The 24,995-nt window shown below is 44.1% G+C and carries 17 protein-coding genes; 12 read left to right on the top strand and 5 right to left on the bottom strand.

The window, feature by feature from the left end; all coding sequences use genetic code 11:
• The first annotated feature begins 118 nt into the window (after window positions 1-118).
• The 7 genes from MHH86_RS15705 (at window position 119) to MHH86_RS15735 (ending at window position 12,453) form a co-directional block, all read left to right on the top strand.
• Window positions 119-1,861: a histidine kinase gene (locus MHH86_RS15705; protein ID WP_076316417.1), complete on the top strand. Its 1,743-nt coding sequence runs from the start codon at window positions 119-121 to the stop codon at window positions 1,859-1,861.
• Window positions 1,858-3,441 (top strand): response regulator, encoded by a 1,584-nt coding sequence (locus MHH86_RS15710; protein WP_036677208.1) that lies wholly within the window; start codon window positions 1,858-1,860, stop codon window positions 3,439-3,441. Before MHH86_RS15705 ends, MHH86_RS15710 begins: the two co-directional genes overlap by 4 nt.
• 8 nt (window positions 3,442-3,449) lie before the next feature.
• Window positions 3,450-5,192 carry an extracellular solute-binding protein gene (locus MHH86_RS15715; protein ID WP_036677205.1) on the top strand — a complete coding sequence of 581 codons (1,743 nt, stop codon included), beginning with the start codon at window positions 3,450-3,452 and terminating at the stop codon, window positions 5,190-5,192.
• Between the two features lie 227 nt (window positions 5,193-5,419).
• Complete coding sequence (locus MHH86_RS15720) at window positions 5,420-8,770, top strand: glycoside hydrolase family 9 protein (RefSeq protein WP_076316418.1); 3,351 nt, start codon at window positions 5,420-5,422, stop codon at window positions 8,768-8,770.
• A 121-nt stretch (window positions 8,771-8,891) separates the two neighbouring features.
• On the top strand, window positions 8,892-9,851 hold the full coding sequence (locus tag MHH86_RS15725; protein WP_038574490.1) for an ABC transporter permease subunit: 960 nt from the start codon (window positions 8,892-8,894) through the stop codon (window positions 9,849-9,851).
• Between the two features lie 13 nt (window positions 9,852-9,864).
• Complete coding sequence (locus MHH86_RS15730; protein ID WP_038571187.1) at window positions 9,865-10,800, top strand: carbohydrate ABC transporter permease; 936 nt, start codon at window positions 9,865-9,867, stop codon at window positions 10,798-10,800.
• A gap of 90 nt (window positions 10,801-10,890) precedes the next feature.
• Window positions 10,891-12,453: an ABC transporter substrate-binding protein gene (locus tag MHH86_RS15735; RefSeq protein ID WP_076316419.1), complete on the top strand. Its 1,563-nt coding sequence runs from the start codon at window positions 10,891-10,893 to the stop codon at window positions 12,451-12,453.
• Between the two features lie 94 nt (window positions 12,454-12,547).
• Here MHH86_RS15735 and MHH86_RS15740 read toward each other — a convergent pair whose 3' ends face one another.
• The 4 genes from MHH86_RS15740 to MHH86_RS15755 form a co-directional block, all read right to left on the bottom strand.
• A complete protein-coding gene (locus MHH86_RS15740; RefSeq protein ID WP_076316420.1) occupies window positions 12,548-14,308 on the bottom strand; it encodes an ABC transporter ATP-binding protein in 1,761 nt (586 codons plus the stop codon).
• Window positions 14,308-16,059, bottom strand: a complete 1,752-nt coding sequence (locus MHH86_RS15745) for an ABC transporter ATP-binding protein (protein WP_038571195.1) — start codon at window positions 16,057-16,059, stop codon at window positions 14,308-14,310. The genes MHH86_RS15740 and MHH86_RS15745 overlap by 1 nt, the downstream gene beginning before the upstream one ends.
• Before the next feature lie 119 nt (window positions 16,060-16,178).
• The gene (locus tag MHH86_RS15750) at window positions 16,179-17,234 is read right to left on the bottom strand and encodes a HAMP domain-containing sensor histidine kinase (protein ID WP_080742500.1); all 1,056 of its coding nucleotides are present in this window, start codon (window positions 17,232-17,234) and stop codon (window positions 16,179-16,181) included.
• Window positions 17,231-17,905 (bottom strand): response regulator transcription factor, encoded by a 675-nt coding sequence (locus tag MHH86_RS15755; RefSeq protein WP_076105748.1) that lies wholly within the window; start codon window positions 17,903-17,905, stop codon window positions 17,231-17,233. The genes MHH86_RS15750 and MHH86_RS15755 overlap by 4 nt, the downstream gene beginning before the upstream one ends.
• A 324-nt stretch (window positions 17,906-18,229) precedes the next feature.
• Here MHH86_RS15755 and MHH86_RS15760 point away from each other — a divergent pair, with 324 nt between their 5' ends.
• Both MHH86_RS15760 and MHH86_RS15765 read left to right on the top strand, forming a co-directional pair.
• Window positions 18,230-19,195: an aldo/keto reductase gene (locus MHH86_RS15760; RefSeq protein WP_036677191.1), complete on the top strand. Its 966-nt coding sequence runs from the start codon at window positions 18,230-18,232 to the stop codon at window positions 19,193-19,195.
• Window positions 19,196-19,231: 36 nt separating this feature from the next.
• On the top strand, window positions 19,232-20,083 hold the full coding sequence (locus MHH86_RS15765) for an aldo/keto reductase (RefSeq protein WP_036677189.1): 852 nt from the start codon (window positions 19,232-19,234) through the stop codon (window positions 20,081-20,083).
• A 119-nt stretch (window positions 20,084-20,202) separates the two neighbouring features.
• Here the strand turns inward: MHH86_RS15765 and MHH86_RS15770 are convergent, their stop codons facing one another.
• Window positions 20,203-21,699 carry a glycoside hydrolase family 43 protein gene (locus tag MHH86_RS15770; RefSeq protein ID WP_038571198.1) on the bottom strand — a complete coding sequence of 499 codons (1,497 nt, stop codon included), beginning with the start codon at window positions 21,697-21,699 and terminating at the stop codon, window positions 20,203-20,205.
• A 174-nt stretch (window positions 21,700-21,873) separates the two neighbouring features.
• Here MHH86_RS15770 and MHH86_RS15775 point away from each other — a divergent pair, with 174 nt between their 5' ends.
• The 3 genes from MHH86_RS15775 (at window position 21,874) to MHH86_RS15785 (ending at window position 24,956) form a co-directional block, all read left to right on the top strand.
• Window positions 21,874-22,788 carry an ArsR family transcriptional regulator gene (locus MHH86_RS15775; RefSeq protein WP_076316421.1) on the top strand — a complete coding sequence of 305 codons (915 nt, stop codon included), beginning with the start codon at window positions 21,874-21,876 and terminating at the stop codon, window positions 22,786-22,788.
• Window positions 22,789-22,942: 154 nt separating this feature from the next.
• The gene (locus tag MHH86_RS15780; protein WP_179088400.1) at window positions 22,943-23,962 is read left to right on the top strand and encodes a phosphotransferase; all 1,020 of its coding nucleotides are present in this window, start codon (window positions 22,943-22,945) and stop codon (window positions 23,960-23,962) included.
• 70 nt (window positions 23,963-24,032) lie between these two features.
• Window positions 24,033-24,956, top strand: a complete 924-nt coding sequence (locus MHH86_RS15785) for an aminoglycoside phosphotransferase family protein (protein ID WP_076223645.1) — start codon at window positions 24,033-24,035, stop codon at window positions 24,954-24,956.
• The last annotated feature ends 39 nt before the right edge of the window (window positions 24,957-24,995 follow it).

The raw sequence follows: 24,995 nt of genomic DNA on the forward strand, positions 1-24,995 counted from the left end.
TCATTGGGAATGAGGTTATTTTAATTTGTTGAAACGCAAAGAATTTGTATAGAAAACGCTTTCTATCCATTGTAAAATACAGGTTGAGGTGTAATTACAAAACAAGGATGGAAATCCCATGCGGATCAAATTTAATATTTTTCAGAAAATGTTAGTGTTATTGCTGATTCTGCTAACTCCGGTTGTAGCGCTGTACTATTATTCTACCTCTAAGAGCATCAACGTCATACAGGAGGAGCTTATCAAAGCCAGCCTGAACCGGATGGAGCTTTTCGTGGCACAACTGGATGCCAGCATTGAGAAGTTCGACTTAGTCTCCGCACCTATGCTCGTTGACACGAACGTGCTGGAGTACCTTTACAACCTCAACATGAGCGATTATTCCCTAATGAAAACAAGGCTGCTGATCCAAGAGAAGCTGTCGCTGGCCAGCGCATCGGGCAACTGGCGCAATGACGTAACCGTCTATTTCCCGCAACGAGACGATAGTATTTCTTCTTCCCCCTCCTATGAATATGACCTTAAAAAGTTTGAAAGCCGATTTTCGCTAGGGTGGAGCTACAGCGAAGATTTGGAGATTGGCTCCGGTTTTACTCGAACTTATGTCACTACGGGTTACAAACCAGCCCGTCCGGACGATCTGGATGTTGCCGTTCGCATTAACCTCTACAAGTGGAGCTTCGAAAATTTGCTTGATACCTACAAATCTGGTCACTCTGACAACCCGTTTTTTTACAAAGAAGGACATGCCATCATCGCCAGCCGGTCCGCAGATGGGCCCAAGATGGACCAAATTATCACGGAATTAGGCGACAGGATCAATAGCCGGGATTCAAGTTTTTTAATTCATTCCTTCGACGGCAGGCCTTATCTGATTACCTATTATTATTCCAATATTCTTGAGTGGCATCTCGTCGATTCTGTTCCACTTAACCAGATTATCGGACCTATCAAGCAACAGCGGTTATTGTTTGGAGCTTCTTCGATTATTTTGCTCCTATCCTGTATTACCGCCGCGTCTGCCTTGTACTGGAACGTACATCGGCCTATCTTTCAACTTGTGCGTGCGGTGCAGCGGATTAAGGAAGGCGATTACGCCTACCGCCTGCCGAAGAAATCAAACAATGAATTCACGTTCCTGATGCAGAACTTTAACGAGATGGCGACGCAGATCCAAGATCTCATCGAGAATGTCCTACAATCGCGTATCCTTGCGCGCGATGCTACGCTAAAACAACTACAAGCACAGATTCATCCTCATTTTCTGTACAATTGTTTAGGTTTCATCATTAATATGACCAAGATGGGAAAGAATCGGGCTGTCATAGACATGGCGTATCATCTGGCCGACTATTACCGGTATACGACGCGAATGGATAATCAAGGAGTCAGCCTGGGGGAAGAACTGGCGTTCGTGCGCATTCACCTCGAGATTCTTCGGCTTCGCAATGAGACGCTGTCCTACAGCATCGAACTGCCTGAAGAGTTGGCGGAGCTGCGAATTCCCCGGCTTCTTATCCAACCGATCGTGGAGAATGCGATCGTGCATGGACTTGAGAACGTCGAATATCCAGGCCGGGTTGAAATTAGAGTTTACGTCAATGAAGACCAATTGCACTTGGAAGTGGAGGATAACGGAAAAGGATTAAATAAAGAACGGATGGACCAACTGCAAATGGAGCTTCATATTCCGGCCAGCGAATATGCAGGCTGCGGTCTTTGGAACGTATATCAAAGACTGCAAGGCAACTTCGGTTCAGACGCTCAAATTGAGTTTTGCCCGTCCAGACTGGGGGGTCTAAACGTGAGGCTGATTTGGAGTATGGGGATAAATGACGAAACGAAGGAGGAAGAGCAATGAATAGCCTGCTTGTAGTTGATGATGAGAAACATTATGCGGACAGTCTGGCAGATACGATTCCATGGGCGACACTTGGTATCTCCCGCGTTTGGAAGGCTTACAGCGCGAGCGAGGCACTTGCTCTGATAGACACCTTCCCCATTGACATCCTTATGACGGATATCCGTATGCCGCGCATGAACGGCCTGGAACTGATCGAACAGGCCAGGCTTCGTATTCCAGGGCTGAAGTGCCTGCTGCTCACAGGTTATGCGGACTTCGATTACGCCCGAAAAGCGATTGAGCTGCAAGCGCTCGATTACCTGATGAAGCCCGCGAAGGACGAGCAGCTACTTACGGCAATGGGCCGGATCATTAAGCAGCTTGAGCAGGAGCGATCAATCGAACAGGGCTTCCGTATCTACCGAGACAATAGTGCAGAACTGAAAGCAGGGTTGTTGCTCAAAGTGCTCAGCGGAAATCTGAATAGCAAGGCGCTTGCAGAGAAGTTAAAGCTGTTTGACCTCCCTCTTCCGATACCAGGTCATGTCTCGATGTGCCTGGTCCGATTGGGTTCCCCCTTCGATGGACAAGACCTCTATTCGCAGTCACTGATCCGGTTCGCGGTAACAAACATGCTGGAAGAATTGCTGATGGACCGCTATGACTGCTGGTCGGCGGCGGATGATGAAGGAAACCTGCTCGCTTTGGTATACGACCTGTCAGGAGCACCACCCGATCCGGAATGGGTGCTTGAGCGGATAGAGCGATTAAAGCAAGAAGTACAGAGTTTGCTTAAAGGTAAAATTTCTGTAGGGGAAACCGACTGTCTATTCCCGGAAGGACTGCAAGCTAGTTATATGACAGCTAAATCGCGATTAGATAGTGACGGTTTTTCGGGTGGGCAGGTGCCAGAGCGGAATGAAGAGGAAGCGCGTCTTATGCGCAAGCTGTATGAAACGCCTCTGCTGACACATCTTTTGGAAACGGAGCAATGGGAAGCGGCGGAAGCTAAGATCCGAGCGTTCGTGTCACCGCTATTGCATACGGGTTCACCTAACCTCATGCGCGACGTCTTTTTCTTTCTCTCCAATGCCTTCCAGTATATCGCGAATCGCAGTGGCAGGACGCTGGCCCAAATGCTCACTCCTGAGCAATCGGCTTTCGTTAAAGGAAAAGCGATGCTGCACGCGTCGCAGCTGGAAAGCTGGGCGCTCGACTTACTACGCACACTTCGCGATAAGCTAGGGGAGGAGACCGAGGACCACAGCCAGGTGATCGTCCGGAAGACGCAACTCTACATCCAGAAAGAGCTGGACAAGGACTTATCACTTACTTTGCTGGCCAAACGCGTCTTCGTACATCCTAACCATCTGTCAAAAATCTTTAAGCAGTGTACAGGCACTACCGTATCCCAATATATTTACGAGCAGCGTATGCTCAAAGCCTGCGAGGTGCTCAAGCATACAAATAATAAAATCTACCATATTGGTGAAAGTATTGGCTATCCCAATACCAACTGGTTTATTCGGAAATTCCGTGACTATTATCAGGTGACACCGCAGGAATTCAGGGATAGATACCGATCGGGAATGGAGTGATTGGGCCGGTGAAGAAGCAAAAAAGAAAGGCCAGATTTCTATGGGCAGTTCTGAGCGGAGTACTGCTAGTTTCCGGCTGTTTAAGTAACACAGGGAAAACGGCACAGAACAGTACATCCAATGGGGAAACGAAGCCGGTATGGGACTTTAAATACGATCCGCCTATAACCATCACAACAGGAATCGTGGACGAGAATCGGCCTAACGCATTCAAGCCAGATGAGAGCCTTACAGACAACGTGCACACCCGCTGGATGGAAGATAATCTGGGAATCGTCACGAAGTTTGATTGGATTGTCAGCAAGTTCGAGGATGCAGATACCAAAATTCGGCTGGCGCTGGCTGTGAATGGCAAGCTGCCGGACACCCTTAGCGCTGAAGGAGACATCCTGAAGTATCTGCTGAAAGCCGACAAGCTGCTTCCGCTGGATGATGCCATCGAGAAGTATGCGCATCCTAAGCTAAAAGAAGCGCTCGAGAAGTACGCTTATACTATGGCAGAAGTGACCAAAGACGGCAAGATATATGGACTTCCCCGTTTTAGTGCAGGAGATGAGGGAACGGTCATGTGGATCCGTAAGGATTGGCTTGAGAAACTGTCGCTGAACCCGCCTACGACGATAAGTGAGTTGGAGAACGTGCTGAAGGCATTTTCTGAACAAGATCCTAATGGGAATGGTGAAGATGACGAAGTTGGTCTGGCGGTTCCGCTAAAGGAAGGTCCCTGGAGCTGGATGGGGCAGACAGATGCGATCGCCGGAGCTTTTTCAAGGCAGATGATTAGCACGTCTGACATCAAACTGTTCTGGAATGAGGACGAGAAGGGCAGCTTGATGTTTGGCGCCGTACATCCGGATGCTAAGAAATACCTGGAAACGATGGCGTCCTGGATGGCGAAGGGCTACATGGACAGAGATGCAGGCATGCAGGACCCGAGCCAAGCGTCCGAACTGGCGGTTAACGGAATGGCTGGTGTCATGTTCGGCCCGTTTTGGATGGGAGCCTGGCCGCTCGGCGATACAGTGAAGGTCGACCCGGAAGCGGATTGGGAGGCTTATTCCGTTCCTGCCGGACCGGATGGGTTAAAGGGCAAGGCACAAAAGCCGTTGTACGGTATCTATACGGTGTTCAGCAAGGATTTCACGAATATGGAAGCCTGGTTCGCTTATTATAACAAGTTGCTTGCCAAAAATTTCGGACCGGATGATCCGTACTTCGATCCCCGATTCGCACAAGGGTTTCACGAAGGTTACGATTATGTGATCATGAACGACAAGGTCATTACTGTCAATTTTGCGACTGAAGGCGTGCCGAATGATAAGTGGCCGCTTGCGGACGGGTCTTCAATGGATATGCGCTGGATGCTCTATCCGCTGACAGGTGGCGCTCCAGCCTTGCCTTATATGAATGCGGATGCAATCAGAAAATTATCTGAAAATTCGGAAGCCATAGTGACGACGCCGATCGAACAAGCCATTAAAGGTTTGAATTCGGCTCAACTTACGGCGGCTGGGGTAGCGATTGCCGAGCAGGGACTCGAAATCCCGAACCGGTACCACGGACCTTTAACGGACGGGATGGAGAAACACGGAGTGTTCCTGCAGAAACTCGCAACGGAGAGTTATCTGAGCATCATTTATAGCGAGAAGCCGCTCTCCTACTTTGATGAGTTCGTAGCCCAATTTTACAAGAATGGCGGCGACGTAATCACGAGAGAAGTAAATAATTGGTACATGGAAAACAAGCCATAATATTGTGGCTTGTTTTCTTCTATGTTCCTTTATTTCTTCTATATAACAGGATTAACTTATTGAATTAAAATGATTTTATTAGAAAGCGTTTTCAATAAAAAGAGGTGATGGTATACGAAGCTAATCATAGAGTAACTCTCACAACTAAGTGTAAACTTTCGAACTGAGTTTTGTTTGAAGCGGAGCGAAGCAGTTTATGCTCACAAAACTTTTTAGGAGGAGAGGTAATGAGGAAAAAAGTAAGCGTGTTTCTGGCATTAACTATGTTTGTGACTATCTTTTTTTCAAATCCGATCAAGACTAATGCGGCAACCCCCGAAGCGCCTGCAGGATGGAGAGACTTACTAGATTACCAAATATTCAGTAATATATCCGATGGCTGGGCAGGAGATAGCGGGTTTGGATTGGAGACGGAGAACAGCAAGCTGCCCATAGATTCTACAGCAATGTACAATGGATTGCCTTCATTATTGTTGAATGCGAAGACGCCTACCAGTCCTTCCTGGTACAACGCTTTAATTACGGTTGCCGGCTGGAAAGCGTATGACTTTACCTCTTATCATCCAAATGGATTCCTTGAGTTTAATATCAAAGGAAATGCGGGTGGAGAGTCCTTTTTACTGGGCTTCAAAGACCGGGTATTCGAAAGAGCTGCCGGCAATGAAATTACCACTACAGTAAACATTAACAACTACGTCAGCATTACTACAAGTTGGACCCATGTGAAGATCCCGTTAAAGGATCTAATTCAGGTCTCCCAAGGAATTGATGTATCTTCCATAGATGCATTATCCATCAAGAATAATGGTTTTCAACCTTTAAAAGTCTGGCTTAATGACATTAGGGTTACGTCTCCCGATAAGGAAAAAGAGTACGCACCCATCAAGGTCAATCAATTAGGTTATCCCGTAGATGGAGTAAAGCAAGCGCTCGTAACCGGTTTTGAGGATGTGCTCACGGTCGATGCAGGTACTCCGTTTAACGTTATTAACGCCACAAATAATTCCACAGCTTACTCCGGAACGCTTGTACTCACCAAGAATTATGATGCTATTGACAGCGGGGAGCGTATTTTTACCGCCGATTTCACAAATTTAACGATTCCGGGAAAATATTATGTTTCAGTTCAGGGTCTTCAGAATTCGCCCAAGTTCACTATCAGCGAAGCTAACGAAATCTATGAACCCTTTTTAAATGACGTAACGAGATACTTCTATTACCAGAGAACCGGGATTAATATTACCAGCCCATACACTCAAAATTATCAAAGAACAGATTTTACTCCTGACACCGCAGTGCCTTTAATGTCCAATCCTTCCATCAAAAAAGATGTTTCCAAGGGATGGTACGATGCGGGCGATAAAGGCAAGTACGTTAACGCAGGAGCCAAAGCCTTGTCGGATCTCTTCTGGGCCTATGAAATGATGCCGGAGAAATTTACGGACAATCAATTTAATATTCCTGAGAGCGGAAACGGCATTCCCGACATCCTGGATGAGGCAAGATGGGAACTGGAATGGATGCTCAAAATGCAGGATGCTGCAACTGGCGGTTTCTATGCGCGAGTGACCTTTCAGGATGACGACAATATGGTAGACAGAGAAATTATCGATAAGGATACGGTAAGCTCGCGTACTGATATCAAAACGACCGCCGATACAGCTACCGCAGCCGGTGTATTGGCACATGCCTACTTAATGTATCAGAATATTGATCCGGCTTTTGCCCAAAGTTGCTTGGATGCGGCAATAGACGCATGGGGGTACCTGGAAGCACATCCGGAAAATATTCGGACGCCTAACACGGGCAGATGGCCTTACGATGTGACGGATGACGCTTCGAATCGTCTGTGGGCTGCTGGCTCTCTGTACCGATCGACCGGCGATGCCGAATACAACGATTATTTTCTGGCGAATTACACTGATATGGGAATATTTTTTGAGGATACCCTTGATTTCGCCAGTGGTTGGGCAAACACCTGGAATACAGGCTTCTTCAGCTATCTGAAAGCCGCTAATCCGGACTCTGGAGTCTTAAGCTGGTATTCGGATAAATTCCAGCAATGGTTCAATGACAAAGTGAGCAGATACAACGACAGCCCTTGGAAAAGCATCATAAAAGATGGTAACTACTATTGGGGAATCACCATGCAGGTTGCGGACACACCGATGGAAATGATCATCGGTACGAAATTGCTGGGAACTTTTGAGAGCAACCGCGCTATCATTAATGAGATTAACAATAGCCAGTTAGACTGGATTCTGGGGCAGAACCCGGTAGGCGTATCTTTTGTATCAGGTTACGGCGATAACAGCGTGAAATATCCGTTCAGCATCATGTATAGAACGGATGGTTTACCTGGTGTACCTAAGGGATATCTGGTCGGAGGACCGAATAAATACTCCAACGACATAACTGTAGGAAACCAGATATCAAGATTTGCAGCCAAAAACTATACCGATAACTTCCAAGAATGGACTACAAATGAACATACCGTTTATTGGAATTCAGGGTTGGTATTCATTGCCGCATTCGCAACCGGAAATAGCAGCAACTCGACCATTAATCCAACGACTGCTGCCTTTGATAAGAAAACCGCAAATCAAGCTGATATTCCGGTGACCCTAACGTTGAACGGCAACACGCTCACCGACATTAAGAACGGTACGACATCTCTGGTTGTGGACACAGACTATACCGTTTCGGGTAACACGGTCACTCTACACAAGAGCTATCTCGCGCAGCAGCCAATCGGCACGGTCAACCTCACTTTCCTGTTTAACGCCGGTTCATCTGCTACGCTATCCGTTGCTGTGAACGATTCGTCGGTTATTAACTCGACGATCAGTCCGACGACCGCTGCCTTTGACAAGCAACCCGCGAATCAGACCGACATTCCGGTGACCTTGACGCTGAACGATAACACACTCATCGGCATTAATAATGGCACGACTGCCCTAGTTGCTGGTACGGACTACACCGTATCAGGCACGACAGTGACGATCCAGAAGGCTTATCTGGCTGCCCAACCGGTGGGAACAACGACACTGACTTTCAACTTTAGCACAGGAGCAAGTGCGAATCTTGCGGTCTCCGTGGTCGATACCTCCTCTACCGGAAGTGGTTCTATCACAGTGCAGCAGTACAATTCTCCTGTTACGGCAACGAGCAATTCGTTAAACCCACGGATAAAGCTGAAGAACACCGGTACCACTGCCATCAATCTGTCCGACGTGAAGCTTCATTATTATTACACGATCGATGGGGAGAAGGATCAGAATTTCTGGTGCGATTGGTCCACTGTCGGCAGTAGCAACGTAACTGGCGTCTTCGTCAAGTTGCCGGCTCCTTTGACAGGAGCTGATCATTATCTGGAAATCGGCTTTACGAGCGGAGCTGGAAGTTTGGCTGCTGGAGACAGCATTGAGCTTCAGATCCGCATGAACAAGACCGATTGGACGAACTACACGCAGACGGGCGATTACTCCTTCGATCCGACCGATTCGACTTACACCGATTGGAGTCATACAACTGGCTATGTCGCAGGCGCTCTTCAGTGGGGAACAGAACCTCAATAAGTAACGTCACAATTGCCATTACGGCTCAATAGCGAAAACCTGAACTCCCCATTACCGCCTAAACAACGGTGTGGGGAGTGTGTAAGACAGTGAAAGGAGTGCAACAACTCTATTGAAAGCTATGCCACTTCCTACAAATAGGAAACCGATACGTACTGTACGTAATTTTTCCATCGTGAAGAATCTTCGTACTTACTGGATGTTCTACGCAATGATGCTGCCGGGAATCGTTCTGCTTGTAATAAATAACTACATCCCTTTGTTCGGGATCGTAATTGCCTTTAAAACAATTAACTACCAGGACGGTATCCTTGGAAGCCCCTGGACAGGGATGAAAAATTTCGAATACCTGTTTGCCTCGAAGGATTCGTACATCATCATTCGCAACACATTGCTTTATAACTCGCTGTTTATTGTATTGAACATGGCGCTTCCACTGGGGTTCGCCTTGATGCTTAACGAGATGAAGAACCGCTTCCTCTCGAAGCTACACCAAACGATCATGTTCCTGCCATACTTCCTGTCGATGATCGTCATCTCGTACTTAGTGTATGGGTTCATGAGCGACGAACGAGGATACTTCAACGGCACATTGCTGCCGGCGCTTGGTCTTGATTCCGTACGCTGGTACTTCACGAAAGAAGTGTGGCCGATCGTCTTGCCGATCATTAACACGTGGAAAAACATGGGGTACTACACGGTTGTGTACATGGCAGCAATCATTGGTATCGACGAGGAGTACTACGAAGCCGCGACGATAGACGGGGCGAACAAGTGGCAACAGATCAAGAAAATCACGATTCCCTTGATCATGCCTGTCCTCACGATTATGACTTTGCTGCAGGTTGGCCGGATCTTCAATGCTGACTTTGGCCTATTCTTCCAAGTGCCGCGTGAATCGGGGGCATTGTTCCCTGTGACAAACGTTATCGATACCTATGTCTACCGCACCTTCCTGACCGTTGGGGATATCGGACTTTCCTCAGCAGCAGGCCTGTTCCAATCAGTAGTTGGTTTCATCTTGGTTTTTGTATCTAATTGGGTCGTTCGCCGCTTTAACCGCGAGAACGCGCTGTTCTAAGAGAGGAGCCCTTATGACCAATACAAAGAGTAAATCCTTATCTGGGTCCAATCCAAAGAATCAGCTGTCGGGATGGGCGTCAACCCTCATCAACATCTTCTTCGTCATCTATTCGGCGCTCTGTATCCTACCGCTTTTGCTGATTCTTTCGGTATCGTTCTCCGATGAGCAGTCCGTTATGACACACGGATATCGATTTATGCCCGAAAATTTCAATCTGGCAGCCTATCGATTCCTAATGAAAGATATCAGTCAAATCGTTCATTCCTATGGAATCTCACTAACTGTCACGGTGATCGGCACGATACTAAGCGTCATCATAATAGCACTGTATGCGTACCCCATTTCCCGGAATAATTTTCCACAGGCTAAGTATTTTACATTTTTTGTTTTTCTAACGATGCTGATATCCGGCGGTTTAGTCCCTTGGTACTTGGTTTACGTACAGATGCTGGAATTAAAAGATACACTTTGGGCACTGATCATGCCGCTGATCATGTCCGCATTCTGGGTACTGATCATGCGCACTTTCTTTAAGGAGACCGTACCTGAAGCTGTGCTGGAGTCAGCCAAAATAGATGGGGCAGGGGAGCTACGGATATTTATCCGAATTGTATTGCCCTTATCTCTGCCGGTTCTGGCAACCGTAGCACTGTTCCAAACACTGACATACTGGAACGACTGGTTCCTAAGCTTAATGTTTATTACAGACAACCACAATATATCCGTGCAGTACTTTCTTTACAAGATGATGGTCAACATCCAGTACTTATCCAGTAACCCGAACGCGATGGCTGAAATTACCCGAGCTGGCGGAATGATTAACTTCCCAAGTGAAACCGTGCGTATGGCGATGGTGGTTGTAGGTGTTGGACCTATTGTATTTGCTTACCCGTTCTTCCAGAAATACTTTATTAGAGGACTGACAGTAGGCTCCGTTAAAGGCTAAGATTGCTGATCACTTACGTGGGCACGGAAACGGCTAAAACCAGTATACGGTTTAGCATATCATTCTATTTTATGGGGGGATTACTTGAAAATGAAGGATACGAAAAGCAAGGCTTCACTGCTTCTCACACTGATGCTTATCTCAGCAGTAGCCACTACGGCTTGCGGCAATTCAAACAACTCGAACAACGCTAGACCGGATAATGCCGGAAAAGAAAGCGCCACACCGAGCTCATCAGCGAATTCAACCACCGATAACACATCCATTGAGCCCTCGAAGCTGGAACCCTACAAACTAAAGCTGGTCTACGAAGGAGCTCCACAGGCGGACGAGGCTATCGTCGAGGAAGCGCTGAACAAGATCTTGACCGAAAAAATCAACGCGACGGTAGATATCGCACCAATCGATTGGGGAGCATGGGATGATAAGACTAACCTCATCATCGCTTCTCGAGAGCCCGTAGACATTCTATTTACAGCCTCATGGAACGGGTATGCAAAGAACGTTGCCAAAGGTGCTTACTTAGATCTCGGTCCCTTGCTCGATCAGTATGGCCAGGGCATTAAGGATAGCTTGGATCCAGCTTTTCTCGATGGCTCCAAAATCGGCGGCAAAAATTATGCAGTCCCTACTAATAAAGAATTGGCATCGTCAGGGGGCATTGTGTACCGGAAGGACATTGCCGATGAACTCGGCATCGACATGAGTAAAGTGCAAAAAATCGAAGATTTAGATGCCGTTTATAAGATCGTTAAAGAGAAGAAGCCAACCATGTATCCGCTGTATACAACGGGTGGTACGTTCGCCTCTCACTCCTTTGTGGAATTGGATTTTTTAGGTGATACGACGATACCTGGCGCTATCGATAAGAATGGCACGGAGGCGACAGTCAAACCGGCCGAAGAGTATCCCCAATACTTAAATGCATTAAAAGTAACCCGTGATTTCTTCCAGAAGGGGTATCTAAACAAAGATGCGGCCACTTCCCAAACGTCATCCCTTGATGCTTATAAGACGGGCAACGTATTTTCCACTGTAGAGCCTCTCAAGCCAGGCAAAGCAGAGGAAATCGCATCCGCGACAGGACTTGATGGCAAGCTTGCACAAATTACTTTGACAGGTAAAACGGTCGCCACATCGGAGACTACCGGTGCCATGTTAGCCATCTCATCAACGTCCAAGAACCCGGAACGCGCCATGATGCTGATTAACCTGCTTCATACAGATCAAGAGATTATTAATCTGCTTAACTTCGGTATTGAAGGTACACATTTCACACTTAATGGTAATGTTATGACGCAGACGGAGAAGTCAGGACAGTACGCACCGGGCGTCGCTTGGGAGCTGGGAAATCAGTTCCTCAACTATGTCTGGAGCTCGGAAGCTCCGGACAAGTGGGAGCAGTTCAAAAAGTTCAACGAAGGGGCCAAATCGTCACCAGCGCTGGGCTTCACCTTTGACAGTGAGCCAGTCAAATCAGAAGTTGGAGCACTAGCAAACGTCCTAAGAGAATATCAGAAGATGCTTGAGACCGGCTCGGTTGATCTGGACAAAGAATTACCGAAATTTATCGCCGCCCAAAAATCGGCCGGCCTAGATAAAGTCATTGCTGAAAAGCAAAAACAGCTTGATGAATTCCTTGCCAGTAGGTAATATGCGTTCATAGCGAACAAAGGACCTGCTTATTGTTCTTATACTGAACAATAAGCAGGTCCTTTCGCTATATAATTCACAGTTCAACTAGGATTTAAGAGGCTTGATCAAATTGGCTATTATAAAGCTCCGCATAGAAACCATTTTTGGCAAGTAGTTCTTCGTGGCTGCCGCTTTCCAGAATATCGCCTTCCTTCAGAACCAGAATCACATCGGCGTTCTTAATGGTTGAGAGTCTATGCGCAATAACAAAGGAGGTTCTTCCTTCCATAAGCTTATCCATTGCCTGCTGAATCAAGAGCTCTGTTCTTGTATCGACTGAGCTTGTAGCTTCATCGAGGATGAGCATTGGAGCATTCTTGAGCATCGCGCGGGCGATGGTAAGCTGTTGCTTTTGGCCGGTGGATAAATTAACCTTGTCATTTAGTATGGTATTGTAACCGGCACTTAAGGTCTGAATGAAATGATGCAAGCCTACCGACTTACAAGCATCTTCAACTTCTTTATCGGTTACACCTGTTTTGTTGTACACCAGATTTTCCCTGATAGTGCCCTCAAAAAGCCAGGTGTCCTGCAAGACCATACAGAATAGATCATGGATGTTTTCTCTTGTTAAGCTGCTGATGGGGGTATCATCAATATAAATCTCTCCGCCCTTTAATTCATTAAACCGTATTAGAAGATTTATCAGTGTAGTTTTACCTGCGCCGGTAGGGCCGACTATAGCAATTTTTTGCCCAGGCTTAATCTCTGCAGAAAAATCTTTAATCACAAGTTTATCTGAATTTTCATAAGCAAATTGCACATGTTCAAAATCCACTTTGCCCGTTGCAGTTTTAAGATGTCTTTCTTTATGACTTTCATTGTCCATTTCATCAGCATCGAGGAACTCAAAGACACGTTTGCTTGCCGCGGAAGCCGATTGCAGACTTTGTGCGGCTTGAGCAATCTGAGAGAGCGGTTGTGTAAAGTAACGGACATACAGTATAAAGGCTACAATGACCCCAAAGGATATCGTTCCGTTCATAGCAAGTACAGCACCAACGACACAAACGGCCACAAAACCTAGATTGCCTATAAACATCATAATCGGCATCATAAGACCGGAGAGGAACTGCGCTTTAAATGCACTATCTTTAAGATTCATATTCAGGGATTCAAATGTATTGCGCATTTGTGATTCACCATTGTAAGCTTTCACTACAGTATGTCCTGTATATACTTCCTCCACATGACCATTGATTTTCCCTAAGTATTCTTGCTGACTTTGAAAATACTTTTGGGATTTTTTCATAATTGCCGCTATGAGGCCAAAGCCAATGATAGTTGCAACAACCGCCGTAATAGTCATGATCACATTTGTTTTGAACATCATGATGATGGATCCCGTAAAGAGGGCAAGGGCAGTTACCAGTGTGCCGACGCTTTGGTTTAAAGCTTGCCCGATCGTATCCACATCGTTGGTAACCCGGGACAGAATGTCACCGGTTGTAGAATTATTATAATAAGAAATTGGAAGTTTGTTCATTTTGCGTGAGAGATCGGCTCTTAAGTTTTTGGAGACCTTTTGCGTAACTGCGGACATAATTAATCCTTGTACCAAAGATAACACAGCGCTAAGGATATAGATAAATACAAGGAAAAGGCCGATAGAAGTTACTGCTTCCATATCAATTCCGGTGACGAGGCCCGCCGTGATCAAGTCTGTCATCTCCGAAAGCTTATCCGGTCCAAGCAAAGTCAGAACCGTACCGATTGCTGCACTAATAATAGCTATAAGGACTACAGGGATATATTTTCTGCAATAGTGGAGAAGTTTGCTCCACGTGTTGAGTTGCTCTTTGCTTTTGTTCATTAAGCTAGCTCCTCCTTTGAAAGTTGTGAGTAAGCAATCTCTTGGTAGACATCACAGGTCTGCATCAATTCATCATGTGTTCCCATGCCTGCCATTCGTCCGGCTTCCAGTACAATGATTTTATCTGCGTCTTTGATTGTACCGATCCGCTGCGCAACGATTAGTATCGTCGTACCGCTGGATTTCTTCTTCAATTCACTACGCAATTTGCGATCCGTCTTATAATCAAGTGCTGAGAAGGAATCGTCGAAGATCAATATTTCAGGACGACGGGCAATGGCTCGGGCAATGGAAAGACGTTGCTTTTGACCGCCAGACAAGTTCGTACCGCCTTGAGAGACATGAGCCTCGTAGCTTCCTTCCATCTTTTCAACAAAATCTGAAGCTTGAGAGGTGTAAATGGCATCTACAACATCAGAGGACAGATCACTGCCATTGTCGCCGAAAGCAACATTAGAGCTCACCGTGCCGCCAAACAAAATCGCTTTCTGAGATACATATCCCATTTTATTGCGCAGTGCAGTTTGCTCATATTGGTTAACATTAATACCATCCACCAACACTTCACCTGCTGTAGCATCATAAAAGCGAGGGATCAGGTTCACTACGGTACTTTTTCCGCATCCGGTTGAACCGATGAAGGCCACAGTTTCTCCTTTTTTCACCGTAAAGCTGATATCCTCAATAACGTATTCTTCTGCATCCGGATATTTAAAGCTGACTTTTTTGAATTCGACTTCACCCAACCGATTTGTCTTAGAGGAAGTAAGTGATCCGTTCTCTAAGCTTGGCTTAGTATCCAGCACTTCATTGATTCTTTTAGCGGATACATGGGCACGAGGCATCAGGATAAAAATCATGATCAGCATCATGAATGCCATAACCACCTGCATCGCATAGGATGAGAAGACAATCATATCTGAAAATAAGCCCATCTTCGCCGTACCATTGGCATTTTGAATCAAAATAGCACCAATCCAATATATTGCGAGACTTAAACCGCTCATAATGAGAGAAATACTTGGCATCATCATGGACAGTACATTGTTGGCAAATAAATTCGTTCGGGTAAGCTCGCTGTTGGCTACGCTAAATTTATCTTCCTGGTAACTTTCCGCATTATAAGCACGAATGACACGAAGGCCTGTAAGATTTTCTCTTGCAACACGATTAAGATTATCAGTCAGTTGCTGCAATTTTTGGAATTTCGGAAGCACAAGCACGATCACTATGCTGACAATAAGAATCAATACCCCAATTGCGACACCGGTAGCAAGCGACCACTGCCAACTCTTGCCTGTAATTTTGAGCATTGCCCAAACGGCAAGGATGGGAGCCTTCACCAGCAGTTGCAGACCAATGACAATTAGCATTTGCACTTGTGTAATGTCATTCGTTGAACGGGTAATTAAACTAGCTGTAGAGAAGTTGTTGATTTCTTCCATAGAAAAAGACTGTACCTTATCAAACAATTTGGAGCGTAATCTTGAAGAGAAGTTAGCGGCAATTTTAGCGGCGATCCCTGCCACTATGATTGATGTGGCTAAACTGCCGAGGGCACAGAGCAACATCCAGCCTCCGGCTGCAATGATTTCGCTCATTTCACTTCCTGGTATCTGTACAAGACGAGTAATCTCGCTCATATAACCGGGCAATTCCAGATCCAGCCATACCTGTGTGACAATGAACAGGATGCTGATACCGATTAGGGTCCATTCCTTCGGTTTTAAGTACTTAAGTATAGTTACCATACATCTGACTCCTTTATGTGGCGTTGCTTAAATGATAACGAAAGAAGATAAACTGAAAGTTAACTTTTCTGAAAAATGAAAAAACCCTGAAAGAACGATGAGGTTCTCCAGGGCTCGTACTACATTCCAATCGGAATCGTAACTGTAAATGTGGCTCCTTGTAATGGAATGCTTTCGCAAGAAATGGTTCCATTGTGTAGATGAATGATTTTTTTAACAATTGCTAATCCAAGTCCATTGCCCGCAGTCGAATGGGAAGTATCCTGCTGATAAAATTTATCGAATATCTTGGGAAGAGCCTCAGGATGAATACCGCTTCCGCAGTCACGAACTAGAATCACCACGTTATCTTCGTTTCTCTTCATGTTAACTTCAATTTCGCCATGTTCAGGAGTGAATTTGATCGCGTTATCCAATAAATTTAACCAAACTTGATTTAAAAGCTCTTTATTGCCGGAGAGTTCATAATCCTGAATATTAACGTTCAGCTTCAGGTGCTTCTTCTCAAATTTAGCAGCTAGCAAAAGCACAGATTGGCGAATTTGTTCCCCAACATTAAACCTCATTTTGTTTGTCAGAATCTTTTGCGTCTCAACTTGTGTCAGCTCCAGTACATTCGAAGCAAGGGAGGCAAGTCTGGTCGATTCCTCAATGACAATATCTAGATATTCATTCCGTTCTTCTTTGGTAAGATCATCGTTCTTTAAGACTTCGGCAAATCCCTTGATAGATACAATCGGTGTTTTGAATTCATGGGAAAAATTATTCACAAAATCGGTTCGCAGAATTTCAATACCCCCAAGCTCTTCAGCCATCCGGTTAAAGTTCTCTGATAGAATTTCAAACTCCGGCGGGCTTTTGAGCTGAAGCCGCATGGAGAAGTCACCGCTGGCAAGACGCTCTGTGGCCTCAATAAATAACCGGATGGATTTTACCATTTTCCGGCTTGTGATGGCTGATATCGTGGTACCGATAATTGTACAAGCGATTAATACCATTATGGGTAGTACGAATCCATCCTGGGCAAGCTCTTCGTTCAACAAACCAAAAACCTGTGCGAGAAAGAAGAGTAGTCCTGTAATCACAACGGTAATAAGAAAGATGAAAAATATGATAAGAGAAAAATAGATGGGAAGGCTGATTCTGTTGCTGAGCTTGTTACTTATTTTGCTCACTGGCTTCGCACCGCCTTGTATCCAAGACCTCTGACGGAAACCAGTTCAAACTCTGGATAAGCGTCAAACCGTTTCCGCAGGCGATTGATATGTACATTAACGGTTGTATCCGTACTTTCACTTTCCATGCCCCATATTTCGTCCATAAGCTGGATACGGGTGAATATCCGTTCCGGATAAGATAATAGCTTATACAACAAATAGAACTCTTTTTGCGGAAGCGTTTGTTTCTCGTCCTCCCGGGTTACTGTCAATGCGTCATAATCAAGGATCACTTTACCCACTACTAATTTACGGGCACTTGCGATTTGCGAACGGCGAAGCAGCGCTTGGATTCTGAGCAGCATTTCTTCGGTATCAATCGGTTTGGTCATATAATCATCGGTTCCAATCCGGAACCCCTTTTTCTTATCTTCAGGCAGCTGTTTTGCTGTAGCCATGAGAATAGGGATTAAGCTATCAGCAGCTCTTACTTCCTTGGCGAATTCATAACCATCCATATTAGGCATCATGATATCCAGAATGATTAGATCAATATGCTGTGAATCAAGGACCTCCAAAGCTTTAACTCCATCTTCGGCAGTTACAACATCATATCCTTCGCGTTTCAGAACAGCTTCAAGAAGTCTTCTTACATGCTTATCATCTTCAACTACGAGTATGTTAATCATTACTGTTCACTCCAATAGTAGGTTTGTATCCATTATTACCTGTGGGGAATTTGTTTTAAAGGGAGCAGAATCAATATTTATCTAATCTTAAGATTCGGTTTGAAATCCTTGTAGTCGCTATAAAGTGACTCATATATCTGTCTATTCGTTAAAATGAGAGGAATAGGCAATGATTTAATACTATTATGATATCTGTTTTGTGAAAAATTGTTGCATACTAAAATAGTACCCAAACTAATTTAGCTGAATTAACGTGCTGAAAATAATGCAGACTACGTTGAACGTTGAACTTTGACTGAACTTCATGCGAAAGGAAGATCTCAGATGCAAATGCGTAAATTAGGAAATAGTGGCTTGGAAGTTTCGGCAATAGGGCTTGGCTGTATGGGAATGGATCATGCCTATGGAAAGCCAGCAGATCGTAATGAAATGGTTAAATTAATTCGCAGAGCAGTTGAACTAGGATGTAATTTCTTTGATACTGCTGCTTTTTATGGACAATCCAATGAGGAATTAGTAGGCGAAGCTCTTGCACCACAAAGAGATCAAGTTGTGATTGCAACTAAATTTGGAATTTTAGGACAAGAAGCTGTAGACGGTCAACCTCAACTTATTTTAAATAGCACACCAGATTCTATTCGTGAGCAAATAGAAGGTTCATTAAACAGGCTGAGGGTCAATTGTATTGATTTATATTATCAGCACCGAGTGGATCCGAATGTCGAACCTGAAGCTGTCGCAGAAACAATGAAAGATTTAATAGCTGAAGGGAAGATTAAAACATGGGGTGTCTCAAATGCACCGATTGATTATATGAAACGAGCACATGCTGTTTGTTCGATTACTGCAACCCAAAATCAGTACTCCATGATGTGGCGTGAACCGGAAAAAGAGTTGTTTGAACTTTGTGAAGAGTTAGGAATTGCTTTTATCGCTTACAGTCCATTAGGAAATGGTTTCTTAAGTGGTAAATATACTAAGGAAACCAAATATGATGAAGATGACTATCGAAGTTTCATGGGAAGATTCAAACCTGATGTGATTGATCATAACCAAGTGTTATTAGATTTAATTACTCAAGTTGCAGAAAGTAAAAATGCAACACCGGCTCAAGTCGTATTAGCGTGGGAATTAGCTCAAAAACCATATATCATTCCAATTCCAGGCACTACAAAATTAAACAGATTAGAAGAAAACCTATATGGAGCTGATCTGAAATTAACAAAGGAAGATGTAGATAGACTAAATGAAGCTTTGTCTAAAATGGAAATTGATAGTACACACTTCTAACTAGAGGTGTATCATCAACTAATAGGAGGATTTTTTATGCAAAAAGTTATTTTGAACAATGGTGTTGAAATGCCGATACTTGGTTTTGGAGTTTTTCAAATTCAAGATGAAGCTGAATGTGAACAAGCTGTTTACGATGCGATCATGTCAGGTTATCGACTGATAGATACCGCAGCCTCTTACCTAAACGAAGAAGCGGTGGGAAGAGCCATCAAACGGAGTGGAGTACCAAGAGAGGATCTATTTATTACTACGAAATTATGGGTTCAAGATACCGGATACGAACGTACAAAGGAAGCATTTGAAAAATCCCTTTCAAGATTGCAACTTGATTATTTGGATTTGTATTTAATTCATCAGCCCTTTGGCGACGTGCATGGTTCTTGGCGGGCGCTGGAGGAATTGTACCGTGAAGGAAAAATCAGAGCGATTGGCGTAAGTAACTTCCAGAACGATCGTCTGATTGATTTGATTATTCATAATGAAGTAACGCCTGCCGTTAATCAAGTTGAAACACATCCATTCTGCCAACAAATTGAAAGTGCTGCATTCATGAAAGAAAACAATGTTCAGATCGAATCATGGGGTCCATTTGCTGAAGGTAAAAACAACATGTTCCAGAACGAAGTTTTAGTATCAATAGCTCGAAAATATAATAAATCTGTTGCCCAAGTGGTTTTACGCTGGTTGACGCAAAGAGGAGTTGTTGTGATTCCAAAGTCTGTCCGGAAAGAAAGAATAATTGAAAACTTTAATATCTTTGATTTTGAATTAAATTCAGAGGATATAGAACAAATTGCGCTGTTAGACACAAAAGAGAGTTTGTTCTTTTCACATAGAGATCCTGTAATGGTAAAAGCGTTAAGTACTAGGAAGCTGGATATCTAATTTTTCTTAGGATCTTATTGGTTTTGATAAAAGATGGGTTAACCATAATTAAGGGGTTAACCCATCTTTTATTTATAAGAACACCCTTAGCCTTGTACAGTTCATTCTAATTTGGAGGTTTAAGAATAAAGGCAGCTAAAATTTGTGAATATCGCATTATAATCTTGGTCTTCTCCAGTGGCGTACAAACCAATAAGCACACCTGTGAATCCTCCGGCTATTTCAGAGGATAAATATTTGGTTTGCGCAGCTCCGAGTAAGATCTCAGTACCGTCTACCTGGATATAAAAGTGATAATGCGTTGGACTGCTTTTGACAACTAATGAAGCATGGTTACATTGACCTATATGTTTTGTTTTTTCAATGGATTTGATATCTCCGATATTCAGCCGTTCGATAATCTCATAACCCTCTGGATGTTTACGCAAGGCCAAGTCATAATGGTGATTTTCGTCCATGTAAAGCGTAATTCCGGCTTCACCATTCGTAAGGCTGACTTCGCATGAAATAATCGCGTTAAAGTCTTTTTGACGAATACCAATAAATGTCGGGGTAGCCGGGATATCTAACGTTATTGGAGTTCCTTTAAGCTTTATTTTATCAGCTTCTAACCGATAATTTTCTGTAACCGGGTGACGCAGGTAACACCAGTCCAAATTCCAATCTGTGTTCTCGAACGTATAGACTTCTTTCTCCTGCTGAATGACTGTGTCCGCAATACGATCAGTCTCGAAACTTATTAGAGTGGTACCTTCATGACCTGCTGTAAACCATCCATCCTCGCCAAAGGTAATCGGAGTTAGAAAAACCTCACGCCCCAAATGGTGATAGGTAAGATACTGGCCAGTCTGCCGGAATCCAAGATGTAACAGCCACCAATCCCCCTCATGATCTTGTACCAAATCTCCGTGACCAACACCCTGAAGCTCGTAACCGCCTAAATTTCGATTAGTCAATACGGGGTTATGCGGATAGGCTTCGAATGGGCCAGCAGGAGAATTGCCCCTTGCATAAGTGACCATATGCCCATATTCGGTTCCGCCCTCAGCTGCTAGCAGATAGTATTGTTCATTAATTTTGTATAAATGAGGACTCTCCAAATAACGCCCACCGGATCCTTGCCAGATTGAACGGCTTGGCGACAGCTTCTGCCCAGTTTCAATTTCAATTTCACATTGGATTATACCATTAACTCCGTAATCGTCTGTCCCATTACTCATGAAATACGTTTTGCCGTCTTCAAAATACAAGTCCGGATCAATACCGCCTTGATCTACATTAATCGGATCAGACCATTCGCCGTAAATATTGTCAGTCCAGACATAGAAGTTCTGGCGCAAAGTGTCATTAGTGGTCGTCATGTAGAATCGTCCATTATTGTACCGCAGGGTGGGGGCGAATACACCACCGGAGCTGTCCACAGTATCCAGTTGAATCTGGTTCTTTCGGGTTAAGCAATGACCGATTTGGGTCCAATTAATTAAATCTTTGCTTTCAAAAATCGGAACACCGGGAAAATACTGAAAGGAACTGCAGACCAAATAATAAGTGTCTTCAACTTTACATGCGCTGGGATCAGGATAAAACCCTTTGATGACCGGATTATTGTATTTCATTTCTCCACCTCATTAATAAATTTATATAAATATGAATTCAATATATTTAACTACTAAGAAAATTAAACACTATTGTTTATAGGTTTTCAATGAATCGGGGTTGAAGATATACGTTATATTTATTAAATTAATATATATGTAATTTCAATAAGCACAGGTCAGGTGATTATGATGATGATCAAAGCAAACGGTGAAGCAAAATTCATGGCGTTGTATGAAGCGCTGGCAAGCGAAGTCAGATGGAGGATTATGAGCCTCATTGCAGATAATGAAATGAATGTGAAGGAGATCGCGGCTAAGTTAGAGCTTAGCCCTTCCATAGTTACTATGCATATCCGAAAGCTCGAACAAGCTGGACTTACAGGAAGCCACAGGGTACGCCTAAACGGAGGAACGCACAAAATGTGCTTCCTTAAACAAAAAAGAGTTGAGATCGAACTCCCCACTGCCACTCAAACCCCGAGGATCAGAGAGCAGACCATTTCAGTCGGTCATTATACTTCGTTTGATGTTCATCCTACATGTGGTCTTGGGACACAAGAGAAAGAAATTGGGGTTTGGGACGATCCCCGCTTTTTTCTGGATCCCGAGCGGGTCAACGCCGGCATTTTGTGGTTTGGGAGAGGTTACGTAGAGTACAAAACGCCTAACTACTTACTTCCCGGTCAAATGCCCGACGCCATCGAGATTTCAATGGAAATTGCTTCTGAAGCCCCGGGCTTGAGAGATCATTGGCCTTCGGATATTGAGTTCTTTTTTAACGGTGTGAAGCTTGGAACCTGGACCAGTCCGGCAGACTTTGGAAGAGCGGCACGAGGCATATATACTCCGGATTGGTGGCATCGGAATGTAAATCAATACGGGTTATTGAAGACGATCCGCATTGACACTTCGGGCACATTTATTGATGAAGAACGGATGTCGGACATTACTGTCGCAGATATTTTGCTGCGGGAACAATTCTGGACGCTTCGGTTCGCAGTTGACGAGAAGGCTGCTAATGTTGGTGGTTTGACACTTTATGGGGCTGGATTCGGCAACCATGACCAAGATATTTTAATTCGTGTGTACCTAGGAACGATGACCTAATGAAGCAGGATATTTCAGTTATAGTTGTTTTCTCCATCCAGTTTATCAGCTGGAACTGGTAAACTATCCATATATTGAAGAAGTGGAGAGGAGAGATATTCTGAATTATAACGAGGTTATTAAAATTGCTGATACACACATACTTCCATTAGTGATGGAATTGTACGGATTGGAAGGTTATGAAATCAGGCTTATCAATGCACATGAAGGAGGACGGAATGTTGCATATAACTGTGATAAAGCTGATTCTGAAGCAAAAATAATCAGAATTGCCTTCTTAAGTGACAGAAGCCGAGAAGATATTCTGGGTGAAGTGGAATATATCAGGTATTTGTACGAGCATGGCGGCAGTGTTTCGAATGTGGTCAACTCCCAGAAGGGGAATCTACTGGAAACGATAACCCTTAATAATCATACCTTTTTTGTCTGCTTGTTTGAAAAGGCCAAGGGGGGTATGCTCGTGGAAAATAATTATCAGTATCGGGAAGGCGTTCCTATTACGGAATACTATTATAACTGTGGCAAAGTTCTTGGGAAAATGCATCAATTATCGAAGGGATATACGCCTGTCCATTCTCGGTATGATTTTTTTGATAAATACAATGCCGATTATATAGATAAGCTAATACCTGACTCGTTATCTCTGCTGAAGGAGAAGCTGGTAGATCTCCTTACAACGTTAGAAGGGATGGACAGGGATCACGAGTCTTTTGGGATGGTCCATTTTGATTACTGCGATGGGAATTATATGATCGATTTTAATACAGGGCAAATAACTGTGTTTGATTTCGATAACTCCTGCTTTTGTTGGTATATGTATGACCTGGCAAATCTCTGGACACTTGGAGTGGGCTGGATACAATTTGAACAAGATACTGATAAACGCAAAAAGTTTATGGATGATTATTTTAAAACAGTCCTTGATGGCTACAGATCCGAGACCAGGATCGAAGATTCGATGTTAGATACATTACCATTATTTATCCAAGTAACCCTCATGGAAAACATCGTTGATGCATTCGAGGTAATGCGGAACAATGGTGAAGAGCCGGAATGCGATGAAGAGCTGTCATATCGTATAAAATGTATAGAAGACGATATCCCATATGTAGGATTTTTCCATGAAATTTACTCATGTGATGAACCCTTTGAGTATGAGGAACGAGATATTTAGGATAATGGTGTTTTTGATATGCTGCGGATAAATTCATAGTAGACTCAAATAAGCAGGAGTTGGAGTAAAAATGGCTTACGAAAAACCGGAATTGACCATGAGTGAAATTGAAAAAGTACTGTGGAATCATCTTGGACAGGGAGCGGCTGAGATTACACCGATGTCTGGCGGCAATATTAGCAACGTGTTTTCTTTTATTCTCGAAGGAAAAGACTATGTTGTTAAATTCAGCGATTTGGAACGAGCATATGAGACCGAACAATTTGTATCCAATTTGCTACTCGACCAAGGTATCCCTTTCCCAAAATGTTTGGGGTTAGGGAGGACTAATCAGTTAACCTATTTGATCATGGAGCGAATGGAAGGTCGCAATCTATCCGATTGTACAGCAGAGGAACAAACCCGGCTGATGCCTGAAATTATCGGCATTTTAACAAGAATGGCCGAAACGGATATTGGGGGAACTAACGGGTATGGTTGGATCGGTCCTAACGGCAATGGCTCCTATTCATCTTGGAAAGACTTCGTCATTGCCGTAAATGCGGAAGATCAGATGGGGACATTCTGGGAGAATTGGCATGAACTCTTCCGCACGTCTTGCTTGGAAAGAGACGTATACGAAGAAATCTATAGTCGTTTGATGACCTACGTACCCTATAATGAATCTAATAGAAGCTTTATACACGGAGATTTTCAACAGTGGAATATTTTGTCCAACGGAACAAGGATAACCAGCATTATTGATGGAAATTGCATGTATGGCGATTCTCTCATAGACCTTGCGATTCTCGACAAGCATATGCCTTGGTGTAATGTCATTAACGCGTATCAAAACTATCAAGAGAAAGCTAGAATAGTGACCCCGAATTTTGAGGAGCGGCTAATCGGTGCCTATTATTTTAAGGGACTCGATGGACTTCGATTCTATGCTAAGATGGGCTGGACAGATGCTTATCAGGACACACGGCATTTTCTTTTAAACCTGAAAGCGTAATAACTATACACTTTACCTTATCCTATACATTTACATTTA

The sequence above is a fragment of the Paenibacillus sp. FSL F4-0097 genome (assembly GCF_038593125.1).
GTDB lineage: Bacteria > Bacillota > Bacilli > Paenibacillales > Paenibacillaceae > Paenibacillus_AQ > Paenibacillus_AQ odorifer.